The sequence below is a fragment of the Levilactobacillus yiduensis genome (assembly GCF_024718525.1).
In the GTDB taxonomy this organism is placed as follows: domain Bacteria; phylum Bacillota; class Bacilli; order Lactobacillales; family Lactobacillaceae; genus Levilactobacillus; species Levilactobacillus yiduensis.
In genome coordinates this window covers 1-14,977 of sequence record NZ_JAMXAZ010000027.1, presented here as the reverse complement: position 1 = coordinate 14,977, position 14,977 = coordinate 1, and the positions used below count along the sequence as shown (strand labels likewise).

The window sequence follows — 14,977 nt, the reverse complement described above, 5'->3', positions numbered from 1 at the left end:
TTGACCAACGGGAAGCTGATTTAAAGTAATAACAATAAACCGCCCTGCCGATTAATAGGGTGGTTTTTAATACTTTTAGGCTTGCGTTATACTGTCCAGTAAGGAATTATATTAGGGGGTAATTGTTTGTTTAAAATGGGAAGTAAGAGCGCGGTATTATTAATGCTGCTAGGTGCTGCTGCTGGTAGTCTAGCTGTTACCAATGCCAGTGCAAACAGTAACGTGGATATCCTTGTAAACAAAATTAATATTAATAATCTTTTCAATGTAAACACAGTGTATACGGGCGGAATAGGTGTTACGGAAAACAATAATGGTATTTCGATATATAATCGCTTTCAAACCTACAAAATAAAGCGTTCATTAAAGGTTACTAATGAATACAAGCATAAAACAGCAACACTACCAAAAGGATCAGTTGTTACCGGATATAATGACGGCCAAGGAAATTTGGTTAACATTGACAATACAACCTTGAGTATTAAAAACCAATCCCGAGTTCGCAAACTAGGAAATTGGCATTACAGCTATCCGAGCGTTAAAGAAAACAATGGTGCGGCCAATAAGTATGTCCGAAATACGGCATTTTCTTATAATTCTTTGGCTAGTGTTCCTATGCTATCAGTAAAAACGTCAAAGGCTCAGGTTGATGGTGCGACTTCGGAACTGCCATTCATATCAGTAACTGCTGATAAAAAGCTTGTTTACCACAAAACTGGCCAAACTTTTCGCGCAACTAGCTACGCGAAAATTAGCAAGGTAAAGCGCACTCATTCTATGATTACCTATTATCTGAATCGCCGGACTAGTGGTGTAACCACAAAGAAAGTAAAGGTTGGAAAGCATTACCGGTACAGAGTTAGCCTCAAATTAGCTGGTAGTTTCCAAAGCGGTTACAATGGTGACCGCGGTGCGTATAATTTAAACGTCAAAAACGGTAAGCAGGTATTTTTCTTACCAATTGACATAAATTCACCCGTTGAGTCACAGCTAGATTTGATAACAGGATATGAGACGGTTAGTGCTCACGACAAAAAAATAAGTGCTGCCTATGTTCAAGGGTTGTACTAAAAAAGACACCTCGATGGGTGCCTTTTTACTAGCAATTTCACGGCTGCAACCGTACCACCTGTGTCGCCACATCAGCGATAAAGTCCTGGTCATGCTCAACCAAGAGCAGTGTCGGCTGCGCTTGCGTGAGCAGGGTGGTCAGCTGATCTTGGTTAAATACGTCTAAGTAATTTAACGGCTCATCCCAAATGAAGAGGTTGGCCGGCGTCATGAGCGACTGGGCGAGTTCGACTTTTTTCTGCTGGCCCAGGCTCATCTGGTCGATGGGCGTGGCAAATACGTCACGGGGGAGGCCCAGCTTCTTCAGGGTATTCAACAGATCACGGTAGTTCAGGTGACGGGCCGTAGCAAATGCCGTCAGCGAGCCGTGTTCGGCGGTCAACTGGCGGGTCACGCTCAGGGTTAACTGCGGATGCATGGTGGCGAGCCCGGTGTGGTGGCCGGTGAAGGTGCCTCGCAAATACTGAATGAAGGAGGATTTGCCACAGCCGTTGGGGCCAACCAGGGCGAGCCGGTCGCCGGCATTGAGGTCAAAAGAAATCGGCTGAAATAGCTGGCGGTCGCCATACCACAACGAAAAATCAGCGACGTGAATCAATGGTTGGTAGTGCGTGGGCACCGACGTCAAGGAAAGTGGGGCCACGTGCTCGATGTTTTGTCGTAGTCCCTCGGTGGCTTGAAGTTCGCGGTCACGGCGGCGTTCGAGGTTCTTGGCGCGTTTCATCATCTTGGCCGGTAGGGTGCTGGCCCCGGCCGCTTGCCAACCACTATTCTTTTGGTGCGGGTTGCCGTGCTTGCGGCTTTCGGTGACCTGCGCCCAGTTGGTCCGGTCGACGGCCACTTGTTTCAGGCGGTCGGCTTCCTTCTTTAATTTGGCGTCCTGCTGGGCTTCAAAGGCATCCTGGCGTTGTTTTTGGTCCTCGTAAACGGCGAAATTTCCCTGGTAGAGGCGAATTTGTCGGCGTTCAATGGCCAGGGTGTGGTCGGTGACCTGATTGAGAAAATGGCGGTCGTGACTGACCACGATGAAACCGCGGCGCTGGCGTTTGAGATAGGCCGCGACCTGTTGGCGACTAGGTAGGTCCAGGTGATTGGTGGGCTCGTCAATTAAAGGCAAGGCGTTTTCGTCGGCAAATAAGATAGCGAGTAGCGCCTTGGTCTGTTCACCACCAGACAGCGCGGCAAACGGCTGAGTCAAGCGCGTGGGGGCCAACTGGAGCTGACGGAGTTCCCGTTCTAATTGCCAGTCGGCGACGCCCGCAATGTCCTGGAGAGCGGTCATTGCCGGTAAGCCGGGGTCGAGTACCGCGGCGGGAAAATACGTATAGGGCGTGGTACTGGTGATTTGTCCCTGGTAGGGGTAGTGGCCTTGTAAGAGATTGAACAGCGTGGTCTTCCCCCGCCCGTTGCGACCGACCAAGCCGAGTTTCCAGCGGGTATCGAGGTTTAAATCCACGTGATCAAAGAGTAAGTCGGTGTTCGACGCAAAGCCGAAGGTCAATTGGTGCAATGAAATTTTGGGCATACTGTGAGACTTCCCATCTAAGTTGGCTAGGTTTCCGCAATAATGGGGTGTTCTGTGTTAGGTTCTTCACGTGAATCGCATTCTTTCAATTAGTGTGGGGATGGGTAACCCATCTTAAAGTAAATTTTAAATTAAAATTTGATTAAAATCAATCGAGTTGTATCAGAATCTGGCGGTTACGCCGCGGTCAAGATCAAGCGGTAGCCTCAGAACCGTTACGCCAGCCAATGCCGTACAATAAAGGGGTGACCGCGGCGGAGCCCGCACCAGTGAATTTGGTTTTTGTTTTTCTTTAATTTTCACAGAATATTTGGTATGCTAGTCGGATACTGAAAAAAGCTCGGGCGACTATCGGAGTAGGCCTGGAGGGAAAGTGAGTTATCATGTCCGCAATGTACTTGAAGGGCCTGCTGTTGAGCCTGGCTCTGGTATCCTCGATTGGGATGCAAAATTTATTCGTCTTTAACAATGCCATTAACCAGCCATTGAAGCGGGCCTGGCCCGTCACCATCATGGTCTGGTTCGCCGATACGGCGTTAACGTTAGCCGCCTTCTTCGGCATGGGCGCCATCATCAGTTCCCATGAAATGTTCAAGCTGATCATCATGTTCTTAGGGGGCCTGCTGGTCATCTGGATTGGTTTTGGTATTCTGCGCTCGGCGGCCAGTTTTAAACTGGAAAGTTCCAACACGCCGCTACCAATGAAGAAGTCGTTGGTCAACGCCTGGGTCGTGACCTGGGCCAATCCACAGGCCATCATCGATACTAGTCTGATGTTCGGGGCGATGCGGGGGTCCTTGGCAGATACGGAAGTGACGCCATTTATTACGGGGGTCGTGTCGGCCACGGCCATCTGGTTCTTCGGTATTACGTTGATCTTGGGCCTGCTCAAGGAACGGTTGCCACAAAAGTTCCTGATGTGGGTCAACATCGTTTCCGGAGTCATCGTCATGGTATACGGGGCTTACCTGTTGTACCAGGCTGTGATGATGGTGATTTAGAAAAATATTTATGGGAGCACACTGGCATTGGCTGGCGTGTTCTTTTATTTTATTCAAGTGGATTGTTAATGCCAAGCGGCCCTGCTAAGATAATGGCAAGGCATGAAAGGAGACTCGCTATGAAGACAGCACAAATCTTAAATGTTCTCCGCACCGCCGCCGTGGCGGATGCCCTGGGCGTCCCGGCGGAAATGAAAATTCGCGGTAGTTATCAGCTAACTGGGATGACGGGCAATGGTAGCTGGCCGCAGCCGGCCGGAAGTTGGTCTGATGACACCTCAATGACATTGTGTTTACTGCAAAATATTTTGGAGCAAGGAACTTATGAGGACTTACTAGATAAATTTGAACACTATATGATGTTTGGTGACTGGACGCCGCGCGGAATCGCTTTTGATGTTGGCCACACCTGTGCGCATGCCGTTCGCCAGCACGCCATCAATCACGTTCCTGCTCAGCAATGTGGGGATGCGGCCGAGAATGCCAACGGCAACGGTGCGCTGATGCGAATTGCACCGCTGGCATTTGTACTGGCCAACCAACCCAGCGTGGCAGCGCGCTTTGCAATCACTAAAGCCTACACGACGCTGACGCATGGGCATCCAAGGGCAGTCGTGGGAAGCTTTATTTACCTGGAATTGTTGCATGAATTATTAGCAGGGCAGAACCTGGTCGCCGCGTTGGCCGCTGTGAAAGTCACGCTCACGGGGTTGAATCCGGATTCAGCGTATGCGCTGGAAGTCCCGGCCTATCAACGATTGCTTACTGAAAATTTCCAGAATTGCCAGCTAGCTGATATCCGAACCTCCGGCTACGTCGTCGACACACTAGAGGCGGCCGTGTGGGTGGCCTTGAACGCGACCGACCTGCGTACGGGACTTCTGCAAGCGGTCAATCTGGGCGGTGACGTCGATACGATTGCAACAGTAGCTGCACCGTTATTGGCAATAAGCCATCCCGAGCAACCCGTTCCGGCAGACTGGTGGCAGGTCATGATCAACCGACCACTGCTGGATCAAGTGATGGTGCCGTTCGCACAAAAATATGGCGATTAAAATGGGGAGTGGGCCAAAAGGCGGTTAGCCGGCGAGCATTAAGGCTGATAAGCGGAACCAGCTGCCTTTTGGCCCAGGTTTCAACACCAGATATTCGGAGACGCAAAGGGCCTGAGACTTTTTGTCCCAGGCCCTTTGTGATGCTATTTATCTTTCGGTCGAAACGGCAGCACGTTTCCGGTATCATCCGGGTCGCCGCCCATGTCATCAAACATGGCTTCCATAAATTTGTCAAATTCTGCTGGCGTATCCGGCACGTCTGCCGCCGCGGTTTCGTCTGGTTTCAGTTCCGTGTAAAGCTGGTGTTCCCGCGCGTACGCAAAGATGGTGTGCAGGGCCTTGAGGTCGGCCGGGTAGGCGTACAGGGCAAAGTTCAGGTTGGCTTCGTCGATGAAGTATTTAAAATCCCGCTTGCCCATGGCCATTTTGGCCGCCTGGTAGGCATCGTGCATGATGATGCCCAGGACCGAGTCCTTAAAGGTGAGATAGACCACGTCCTCATTGGCCGCCACATCGGTGAGGTCGGCCAGCGTAATTTGGTGGATTTCCCGCCGCCCAGACCGTGGATTCTTTCCGGATAGCTTGACGCGTTGGGCTGTGGTGGCGCGTTGCGGCGTCGCGGATTCAGGCGCCGCTTGCTGTAAGGACAGGTGTAAGAAGGCTTGGAAGGCCTGTTCGTCCGTCAAATGTAATTGGTCCCGCATCTCGCTGATCAACTGCCCGAGCACCTTACTGTAAGTCGCGGGATCTTTCATGACGGCCGCAGTATTGGTCGCTTTGACCCACGGTTTGCCATCGCCCCCAACCCCGATCGTGAAGAGGGGAAATCCATCAACTGCCATATTTTCCTCCTGTGAAAATGCATTTAGTGCCTATAGTATACCGTAATTTGGGGGAAGCTGGACGTACGCGCTAGAAATTGTTCCATGTGAAACACCCCCGAGATACGGTATCATGGAGACAGATAGGAGTGATCACATGAACCTCGAAGAAAAATTCACGTACATGGCTACTGGGAAGCCTTATGACGACAGTGATCCCTTGCTGGTAGACGCGCGTGACCGGTCGACGGCCAAAACCAACGCGCTCAATGCGGCGTCGACCATGGCTGACCGTGGCCGGTTGTTTCAAGCATTGGTGGGCAGCGCCGGCAGTGTGGTGACCCACGATATCCCGGCCAATGTGATTGCGGCGGGCAACCCGTGTCAGGTGCTGCGACCGATCACGGCAGCGGACAAGACGGACTTCGTGGGCCACGATTTCATTTGAGCACAATAACTAGGCCAATACCGATGAACAGTAGCGGCGACAGCCAGGCCCCAAATCGCGCGAAGAAGTGGCTGGCAATGGTGGACCGTGCCCAGTGGTGACTGAGAATGAGCCACAGGCCAATCATCGTGAGAAAGACCACCAGAACCACCACAAACTCAGGGGTGTTGAGGTGCGTGAAGTAGGGGATGTAAATGCTGAGGTTGTCGCCACCATTGCCAAGCGTCAATGACCAGACCAGCGGCAGGCTGACGGGATGCGTCAACGTGGGTGGGAGTTGCGCCACGCCGCGGTTATGCCACCAACGCGTGAGCCCGATGAGGCCAAGTGACAGTGGCACCAGCCCCAGCCAATGGACCAGACCACCGACGTTGTAGCGCAGGATGCCACGACTGACCAGCCAAGACACTAAGATGAGTGTGGAAATGCCCAGGTACTGGCCAATCACAACGTGCCGCTGCTGGGCTGGGGTGGCCGCGGCTAGCCAAAGTAAGAGTAAGACGACCAGGTCATCGGTATCGGTGACGAAAAAGATGCCCATGGCGGTCAAAATAAAGGATAGCGTACGACTCACCTTCCTTGGTGGTGCAAGATTACCTCCATTGTACAAGAAAATTAGGAGCGATAACCGGATTGCTTGAAAAATATTTAACAAGCAGGTAAGTTGGGTAACCGTGCGAAGAGGTAGGGGAAAACGAGGAGCCGGCATCAGCCAGATTTCCGCCTGCTCTGAGGAACGCCGTCGACCTGACCAACCCCTGCAAGTTAACGCTTATCAGTAACGTTGTGTTGGCTAGGAACTAGTTGACGGGTTAACCTACTGTCGGTGGTTAGGTCAATTATTGTTGACAAGCACGCCAGTAGCCGAGAGTCCGCCAAATATGGGTTCAGCCGTGGGAGTTATCTGAGCGGCATGAACCATGCCACTCAGATAACTGGCGTCTTTGAGACGTGCACTTCGGCTCAAAGGCGAGGTGTCGAGACCGCACTTTGGCTCGACCCGTCCGCCCACAGCGACCCGACCCATATTTGGCGGACGGTAGGCGACAGTTGAAACAAGTTTAAAAAATGAGCGCCTAACCGCAGTGGGTTAAGCGCTCAAAGTATTGTTCAAACAAATTTAGTCAGCTGGGGCCGGTTGGTTCTTGAAGACCAGCTTCTTAGATAAGAAGAAGTTCAAGACCAGCGCGATTGCGTGGCCGATGACCTTGGTCATGGTCCCGTTGGCGTTGAGCCAAGAGATCCCCAAGAACAAGATGACCGTTTCCAGCAGGAACGTGGCGACCCGGGTCATGTAGAACGTGCCCATTTCTCGCATGGGCTTGTCGGACTTGTGTTTGAACACGAAGGTCCGGTCGAGCCAGAAGGAGCATTGCACACTGATGACCCAGTCAATAAAGTTGGCCAATTGGTACTCGATACCAAAGGTGTGGTAGAACAGGTAGAACAACGTGATGTTGATGACTACCGAGATGGCCCCAAACAACAGGTAGCGGGCAGCTTGGCCCTGAACCTTGTCCTCGACTTGTTGGAGCTGTGCAGCGTATTCGTTTTCCGTTTCGGTTAACTCAGCTTCGTACTCTTCTTTCGAAGCCGGGTAGTGATCGTGACGTAAGGGTTGACTTTCCATAAATTTCGGAACCTTTCTGTGACGTTTCACTTAGCTGGGTGAAACCTTTTTGAAAACTCCCCGGGTCCCACCTGAGTTATGAAAACGTGTAATTGTCGTGCTAGCTTAATTATACCGTTTTTGGCTGGCACTGCAACGAGAATACCCTGGTAAATTTAAACGGTTAATCAGTCACGTAAGCGTGCTGATAGTCGGGGCTACCATTGAATTTGTTATAAACGATGCCCTTGATCTGGGGATTGACCAGCGTGTTGGTCCGCGCCTCGTACAGTGGGGTGACGGCTTGATCGGTCAAAGCGGTCTTGGCTGCCGTCAACAGGTCTTGATACCGTGCCGACCGGTTGAGTGCGTCGCTGCCTTCAGCCTTGGTGATGGCCTGGTCGTAGGTCTTGCTGTCGTAGTGCCCCATGTTAGAGTTGTTGGTCGACGCCAGAATTTGCAGGGACTGAATCGGGTCGGCGTTGTCCATGCTCCAGCCGGTCAGGTTCAGCTCGAAGTTCCCCTTGGAAACGTTGCTGAGCATGGATGGAAATGGCATCGCGGAGACGTGGATCTTTAAGCCGAGTTGACTACCCACCGTGCTTTGAATGAATTCGGCCACGTTTTGGGTGGTATCATCATCGCCACAGGTAATCGTGACGCTAAGGGCAGATTTTCCCAGCTGTTTCAAGGCGCGCCGGTAGTATTGCTTGGCTAGCGTCGGGTTGTAATTGGCGGTGTTCTTGACGTACGCATCGGTCGTGAAGTCCTTGCCTGTCTTGGCGTTGGTCATCATGTGGTGAATGGCAAAGGTCTGGGCGGGCCGTGAGCCGTTCTTCAACACCTTGTCAGCCAATTGTTGGCGATTGATGGCCAGCGAAATGGCTAGGCGCAGATCCTTGTTCGCCGCAATCTTGTTTTGTTGATTGTATTGGATAAAGCCAATTCGACCGGCCGCTAATGACTTGAGGTCGGGGTTGTGCTTGTTTTGCGTGGTTTGTTCACCATCCAGGGTGACAGCATCTAGTCGTTTAGACTGGTATAAGTTGTAAGCCGTCGAGCTGGTCTTGATGACCTGGTACTTGATGCTGTTGAGCTTGACGGTCTTGGCGTCAACGTAGGTCGGATTCTTCTTTAACGTCCAGCTGTCATTGGTTCCGTTCCAGTTCTTCAAGACGAATGGCCCGTTGTAAACGGTCGTGGCCGCCGATGACCCGTACTGCTTGCCGTATTTCTCGACGGCACGCTGGTTCAGCGGATAATAGGTGGTGCTGGCCAGCATTTGCTTGAAGTAAGAGGCGGGGCGGCTCAAGGTGATCTGCAATTGATACTTGCCGGTTGCCTTGACGCCCAATGTGTTCACAGCTTTTTTACCCGCCGCGATGGCACTAGCGTTCTTGATATTAGCGAATTGGTAAGTGAACTCCGACTTGGACTTAGGGTTGAGCGTCCGTTTCCAGGAATAAACGAAGTCCTGCGCCGTCACGGGAGCGCCATTGCTCCACTTGGCGTCGTGCCGCAGGTCAATCGTGTAGTGGTGGCCGCTGTCCGTGACCGTGGTCTTGGTGGCCAGGGCGTTTTGGGCCTGACTGTCAGCGTTCAGGCGATACAGGCCTTCGCCGACTTGACTCAAGGTGTTGCTAGAGACGCTGTCGGTAATCTTGGCGACGTCTAAGCTTGTGATGGGTGCCGTTTCGGATAGGCGTAATCGCTGGGCCACGGCCTTCTTAGTGGCTTGAGAGTGACCGGTCACGGCAAAGATCCCGCCGATTAAAATAATCCCGCCGCAAAGGGCAAGTGCTTTCTTGTGTTGTAATAAACTCATGATAATTTCCTCCTGATAGATTGAAGTTGTCGGTTAGAAAAGATAATGAGCGTTGCCATCGAATCATCATAGGTGAATCCCCCTCGGAAAAAAGTCGACAAAAAACCGCCCTCAACAGCCAATGTGTTAAGGACGGTTTTAACCGCGGTGCCACCTTAATTAGACGGGTCCCCAAAAGAGACCGCGCCCCTCTCCACAGGAAACTAACATTTCCCTGACAACTGACGTATGTCGCACGTCTTCCCGTACTAAAGGTTCGGGGAAGCCCTCGGTGGTCCATTTAACTATCTGCGTTCGGCCGTACTCTCAGCAACGACGGCTCTCTGCACGTGCACGATAATCTTGATCTCCACCTCAATGGTTTGTTTCGGACGATTTATTGAATTGAGGCTAGTGTACCCCTGGAAAGGGTGGGTGTCAACGGAAAATTGAAATTCGATTGTATTGATTATTAAATCAATATTAATAATCAACGTTTAATAATAGATTGATAACTCCCATCAAGCAATTGAAACAACGTCTCGCGGTCCGTATCCTGGTCCAGCACGATCGACAGCCAGTGCTCCTTGTTCATGTGGTAACCGGGCAAATAACCGGGCTTGCTGCGCAGGATGCCGCTCAGTTCCGGATCGACCTTGACATCTAGAACATCGATTTCTTCCTTGCCAGCCAAGCCGAGTTTCTCGCGGGGGACGTTCATGACCAGCCCGAACCATTTGCCCTGCCGGTTCTTGAGCGCGGCATAGTGGGGGTACTGCTTGAAGGTGTACTCAGGGGTAACGCCGTAATTATCTTCAGTGTAGGTAAAAATATCTTTGCGCGTGACCATGGTCAGCATCCTTTCTGAAAGCGCGTGATTACCTCTAGTATACAGCTCATAAGCACAAAAATAAGCAGGGCCCATCAATTGGACAGTGCTTATTTTAAGGTTAAATCGTTTATTTAGTTGTTGGTGCTTGAGGAGTTGGTGGTGTGGCCAATCCCGTCTTCAAAGCTGCGCCCACCGCGGGAATCTGGCCTAAGTCGGCCACGTGATCGTTCGGTACGACCACCACGTTGGCAGGGGACTTGGCCAGGTCGCTGAAGGCTGAGATCGACTGGTTCTCAAAGAATTCCTTGGTAGCCGATTCCAAACTGGAATTGACCGTGTCGATCCGGTACTTTTCGGCGTCGGCACGGGTTCGCGTAGCCGTGGCCTCGGCGGAAGCAGTGGCCATCAAGGCGTCGTTCTTGGCCTTGGTGGTCAGCTCGATGGACTTGGCTTCCCCTTCAGCCTTGGCGATGGCGGCGATCCGTTCCCGGTCGGCCGTCAACTGCTTGTCCATGGCGGACTGAATGGCCTTAGAAGGCGTGAGTTCGTCGATGTTGGTCCGATCAACGTTGATGCCGTAAGTGTCGGTCAAGTCGCCGATTGCTGTGGCGAGTTCCTGGTTGATCTTGGCCGTGGACCCCAACGCTTGGTTCAGGTCCATCCGGCCAATGATGTCGCGCAAGTGGCCCCGCACCAGTTGCGCCATGGATTCCACGGAGTCCGTGTTTTCGTATTGATACTTCACCGCGTTGGTCACGTGGTAGTTCAGCGTCAAACTGGCCGAGACGTCCGCGTTATCCTTAGTGATGACCGAATAGTTCGGTAAGGCCAGCGGCGACATGGCCAGGCTGACGGTCCGAATTTTTTGAATGCCGGGCAGATAAAAATGAATCCCGGATGAGACAGAGTGCTTGTACTTTCCCAGTGTTTCTACCAAACCGACGTTATTTTGCCGGACGATTCTAATCCCAAGCATACCAATTCCCCCTAGATCTTCTTCAATGTCAAAATATTCCCATGACTCTCGATGACCGTGTAAGTCGCAGTTGCGTCCGGTTTTTCTGGTGCCTCCAACAGGTAGCGGTAGTAAATACCAGCAACCAGGACCAGACCGGATTTCACGTCTAGTTCCTTCCCCGAAATGGCGCGGCCAATCAATTGGCGCTGCTCCCAGTTACCAGCTGGTGCCGCACGTGAGAGAACCTGTGAAATGTAGGCGTTGATGCTCCGTCCATCAGCGTCCGCTGCCGCGGCAACGCGTTCAAATAGGCTCTTGTCTAAGCGTAAGAGAAATCGTTTCTGTGGTTCCTTAGCCATGCAAACACCCCTTCCTGATGATAGCTTAATGATATCACGATGATATCACTTTTGCCAGCCCCATGAACGATTAATTGGTGGGGGATTGTTTGGCTTGGGTTCTTAGGTCCTGTAAATGTTGCAGGGCACCGCGTGTATCATCAAGAAAATTTACCGCAAAAAAGCACGATACCTCACAGGATACCGTGCTTTCGGATAACGCTTAAATTAAGTTATTTGCCAGGAATGTAGCTGTCATCAATGACCAGAACTGGCTTGATGGTCTTCCCGGAAACGGAGTCGGCGTTGGCTTCGTTGATTTGACTGAACTTGTAGAACTTTTCAGTCTTATCGAAGTCGAACATGCCCAGCTTGTAGAATTCAATCAAGCGAGGGATGTCGATTTGTGGAACGGAGTCGCCCATGTTAACCCCGATGACACTCTTGTCGTTGACACACAGGTCATTCCAAGTGTCGAGGTCAATGTGTTGGTCGGTCACAGCGATGGCTGCGGAGACCCCACCTTGTGCTAAGGCTTGGATGGAGTTGGCAATCACGCTGGAAACACCGGTCGTATCAACCGCGTAGTTGACACCGAAGCCGCCAGTTAAGTCTTGAACGGCCTTGACCACGTCGTCGACCTTCTTGCTGTTGATGACGTCAGTAGCGCCGAGTTCCTTGGCTAATTCCAAACGAGAATCAACGATATCAATAGCAATGACCTTGGTGCAACCGGAGATCCGGCCAGCCATCATGGCAGCCAACCCAACGGCACCGGTCCCAAAGACGGCGATGGTGTCACCAGGCTTTGGCTTCAAGGTGTTCAGGACAGTCCCCGAACCCGTGACATAGCCACAGCCCAGCGGTCCGAGCTTCCGTAAGTCTAAGTCCTTGTCGACCTTAACGGCGTTCCGTTCACGAACGACCGTGGTCGAGGTAAATGAACTTTGGTCGAACATGTCGGCAACCTTGTGGCCGTCTTCAGTGAAGTGTGCGGTCCCATCTGGACGAACACCAGAGAGGTTGTTAGCCGCGTAGTTTTCACATTGCGTTGGCTTGCCGGCCAGACAGCTCTTGCAGTTTCCACAACCGTAGAAACTCAAAACAACGTGGTCACCCGGCTTGAATTGGGTAACTTCTGGTCCAACCTTTTCAACGATTCCAGAGCCTTCGTGACCTAACACGATAGGGTAGTCGATGGTCGCAACCCCGGAACGCAGGGCTTCATCGGAGTGACAAATCCCACTGGCAACCATGTGGACTTGGATATCATCCGCACCCATGTCAGCCAGTTCAACGTCATCACGAATTTCAAAATCAGCATTTTGCTTATCAACAACTGCAGCTTGAATCTTCATAATCGGCACCTCGGTTTAAAAGTTATTTACACTTGATAATTATTACACAACTAGAGAGAAAAGCAAGCGCTTTCATGAAAACGATAAGTTTCGGTATAGCCTAACAAACCGTTGTCGTTGCTGTTATGGCGCCTATTGTTAACACCTGACTCCAAATTTAAAAATTGGTAACGCTTTATTTCACATGCATCGTTTAGCCAACGGAATAAGGGACCGTGACCAGCGCCACCGCCCCTCGTTCGTCGCGTTGAAATGACTGACAAAGGTATACGGATATTGCTGGCCGCCTGCCGTTACCCAAAATTGCGCTGGAACGCGGTGGGCGGATCGGTCGAGCCAAGGGGCGGTCTCGATCTCGCTTTGAGCCGATTGACCCGTCTCAAAGACGCCAGTTCCCTAACCGACTTGAGACCATGCCGCAAGGGAACTTCCACGGCTGAGCGCAATTTTGTGTCACTCTCGGGTTATACTGATTCTGGCCATCCGTAAGTCACTATGGCCATGAATGCGGACGGCACGAGCATGAAGTATTTTGACAATCGTGCCGGAGGTCGTCAGGGGTGGAACCAGCTGTGTCGACGGTGTTACCTGGCGTGGTTTGCCAGGTTACAGCGTGGGGCGACTTGAGAGACTCGTGGTTTTGGCGAGGCTTTCAAGCGAACCGGAAGCCCGCACCTGGGCTGGAGGTGTCCCCCATAGCAGGTGGAACCCCTGGCAGCCGCAAGCAATGGGAACCACTAGCCTTGAGTCTTCTCTGGGTGGCCTTGGAGGTAGATGACGTGGGTGTTGAGGAATTCTTCGATTCCGTGCTTCCCGTCATCGCCGCCGATTCCGGATTCTTTCCAGCCGGAGTGAGAGCCGTTCATGGCTTCGAAGTTGAAGCGGTTAATGTAAGTTTCACCATCTTCGAGCTCGTTGGCAGCCCGCATGGCATTTTCAATGTTTTCGGTAAAGATGGAAGAGGTCAGGCCAAAGTCACTGTCGTTGGCCATGTCGATGGCGTCGTCCAAGGTCTTGAAGGTCAAGACTGGCAGAACGGGGCCAAAGATTTCATCTTGCACGATTTCGGAATCTTGCTTGACGTTGGTAATGACGGTTGGTTCGTAGTAGAAGCCGTTGGCAATCTTAAGGGTGTGGCCACCGGTAGCTAATTTGCCACCGGCCTTGACTGCGCGGTCGACCATGCCGGCAACCTTGTCCAAAGCACCTTGGTTGATCAGCGGACCCATGCCGATGTCTTCATGTGCCATAGGGTCACCGACCGTGACGGCAGCCATCTTATCGGCTAACTTCTTGGTAAATTCATCCGCCACGTCTTCTTGCACGTAGACCCGTTCACAGTTGTTGCAGAGTTGGCCGTTGTTGTCGACCCGAGAGTCGATGATGGATTGAACGGCCAAGTCGATGTCGGCATCCTTGCAGACGATGGCAGGGGCCTTCCCACCTAATTCCAAAGAAACCTTGGCCATGTGAGTCGCAGCGGCTTCCATGACGCGTTTCCCGGAGTTGACGGACCCGGTCAAACTGATAATGCCGACCTTCTTGTTGCGGGATAATTCGTCGCCGATGACAGACCCAGGACCCGTAATGATGTTGACGACGCCCTTAGGAATCCCAACTTTTTCAACGATCTTCGCAAATTCCAAGCCCAGGTTAGGTGTATCGGTACTTGGCTTCATGACGATGGTGTTCCCGGTAACCAAAGCTGGCCCCATCTTCCGGGCAATCAGGAAGAATGGGAAGTTCCAAGGTAAAATGCCGGCGGCAACGCCAATTGGTTGCTTGGCAATCATGATGTTTTCGTTAGGGTTGTCGGATTGTAGAATTTCGCCTTCGTAGGTCCGTGAAGCGCTGGCCATGTAATCAAAGTAGTCAGCGGAGAACAGAATTTCCGTAGTGGCTAAGGATTTGATCTTGCCTTGTTCTTCTTGGAGCATGGCAATCAAGTGGGCTGAGTCTTTGCGAATCTCAGTGGCGACGTCGTGGAGATATTGGCCCCGAGTTGCGGCTGGGACTTTCTTCCAGGACTTTTGAGCCACATAGGCAGCGTCGATGGCTTCTCGGCATTCGTCGAGCGTAGCGAGAGCGTAAAATATCTTGTGTAAATGCATAAAAGATTTCTGAATTGTATAGAAATAGGGAATGCCTTCCCTTATG

13 protein-coding genes and 1 pseudogene are annotated in these 14,977 nt (G+C 51.8%); 4 read left to right on the top strand and 10 right to left on the bottom strand.

Annotated features, from left to right (window positions below; all coding sequences use genetic code 11):
* Positions 1-126 precede the first annotated feature (126 nt).
* Entirely contained in the window at positions 127-1,071 is a 945-nt protein-coding gene (locus NGM66_RS12135; RefSeq protein ID WP_208907298.1) for a hypothetical protein, read from the top strand.
* 37 nt (positions 1,072-1,108) lie between these two features.
* On the opposite strand, the gene abc-f is transcribed toward NGM66_RS12135, so the two are convergent.
* Positions 1,109-2,596: a ribosomal protection-like ABC-F family protein gene (abc-f, locus tag NGM66_RS12130; protein WP_208907299.1), complete on the bottom strand. Its 1,488-nt coding sequence runs from the start codon at positions 2,594-2,596 to the stop codon at positions 1,109-1,111.
* Between the two features lie 383 nt (positions 2,597-2,979).
* Here abc-f and NGM66_RS12125 point away from each other — a divergent pair, with 383 nt between their 5' ends.
* Together NGM66_RS12125 and NGM66_RS12120 are read left to right on the top strand one after the other, a co-directional pair.
* A complete protein-coding gene (locus NGM66_RS12125) occupies positions 2,980-3,597 on the top strand; it encodes a LysE/ArgO family amino acid transporter (protein WP_208907300.1) in 618 nt (205 codons plus the stop codon).
* 119 nt (positions 3,598-3,716) lie between these two features.
* Positions 3,717-4,652 (top strand): ADP-ribosylglycohydrolase family protein, encoded by a 936-nt coding sequence (locus tag NGM66_RS12120; RefSeq protein ID WP_208907301.1) that lies wholly within the window; start codon positions 3,717-3,719, stop codon positions 4,650-4,652.
* A 143-nt stretch (positions 4,653-4,795) separates the two neighbouring features.
* Here the strand turns inward: NGM66_RS12120 and NGM66_RS12115 are convergent, their stop codons facing one another.
* Positions 4,796-5,494, bottom strand: coding sequence for a hypothetical protein (locus NGM66_RS12115; protein WP_208907302.1), 699 nt, complete (start codon positions 5,492-5,494; stop codon positions 4,796-4,798).
* Positions 5,495-5,606: 112 nt separating this feature from the next.
* Between NGM66_RS12115 and NGM66_RS12110 the strand changes: the two genes are divergently transcribed.
* Positions 5,607-5,921, top strand: coding sequence for a maltose acetyltransferase domain-containing protein (locus NGM66_RS12110; protein WP_444700144.1), 315 nt, complete (start codon positions 5,607-5,609; stop codon positions 5,919-5,921).
* On the opposite strand, the gene NGM66_RS12105 is transcribed toward NGM66_RS12110, so the two are convergent.
* The 8 genes and pseudogenes from NGM66_RS12105 to aldA form a co-directional block, all read right to left on the bottom strand.
* The gene (locus NGM66_RS12105; protein ID WP_245155276.1) at positions 5,914-6,495 is read right to left on the bottom strand and encodes a cadmium resistance transporter; all 582 of its coding nucleotides are present in this window, start codon (positions 6,493-6,495) and stop codon (positions 5,914-5,916) included. The two genes, NGM66_RS12110 and NGM66_RS12105, sit on opposite strands and share 8 nt — an antisense overlap.
* Positions 6,496-7,041: 546 nt before the next feature.
* Positions 7,042-7,551, bottom strand: coding sequence for a GtrA family protein (locus NGM66_RS12100; protein WP_208907304.1), 510 nt, complete (start codon positions 7,549-7,551; stop codon positions 7,042-7,044).
* A gap of 163 nt (positions 7,552-7,714) precedes the next feature.
* On the bottom strand, positions 7,715-9,355 hold the full coding sequence (locus tag NGM66_RS12095; protein ID WP_208907305.1) for a peptide ABC transporter substrate-binding protein: 1,641 nt from the start codon (positions 9,353-9,355) through the stop codon (positions 7,715-7,717).
* Positions 9,356-9,824: 469 nt separating this feature from the next.
* Positions 9,825-10,184, bottom strand: coding sequence for an MmcQ/YjbR family DNA-binding protein (locus NGM66_RS12090; protein WP_208907306.1), 360 nt, complete (start codon positions 10,182-10,184; stop codon positions 9,825-9,827).
* A 109-nt stretch (positions 10,185-10,293) separates the two neighbouring features.
* Positions 10,294-11,142, bottom strand: coding sequence for an SPFH domain-containing protein (locus tag NGM66_RS12085; RefSeq protein ID WP_208907307.1), 849 nt, complete (start codon positions 11,140-11,142; stop codon positions 10,294-10,296).
* 11 nt (positions 11,143-11,153) lie between these two features.
* A complete protein-coding gene (locus NGM66_RS12080; RefSeq protein WP_208907308.1) occupies positions 11,154-11,483 on the bottom strand; it encodes a toxin-antitoxin system HicB family antitoxin in 330 nt (109 codons plus the stop codon).
* A gap of 212 nt (positions 11,484-11,695) precedes the next feature.
* The gene (locus NGM66_RS12075; protein ID WP_208907309.1) at positions 11,696-12,820 is read right to left on the bottom strand and encodes an NAD(P)-dependent alcohol dehydrogenase; all 1,125 of its coding nucleotides are present in this window, start codon (positions 12,818-12,820) and stop codon (positions 11,696-11,698) included.
* Positions 12,821-13,557: 737 nt separating this feature from the next.
* Positions 13,558-14,901: pseudogene (gene aldA / locus NGM66_RS12070) on the bottom strand (aldehyde dehydrogenase); the annotation flags it as partial.
* Between the last annotated feature and the right edge of the window lie 76 nt (positions 14,902-14,977).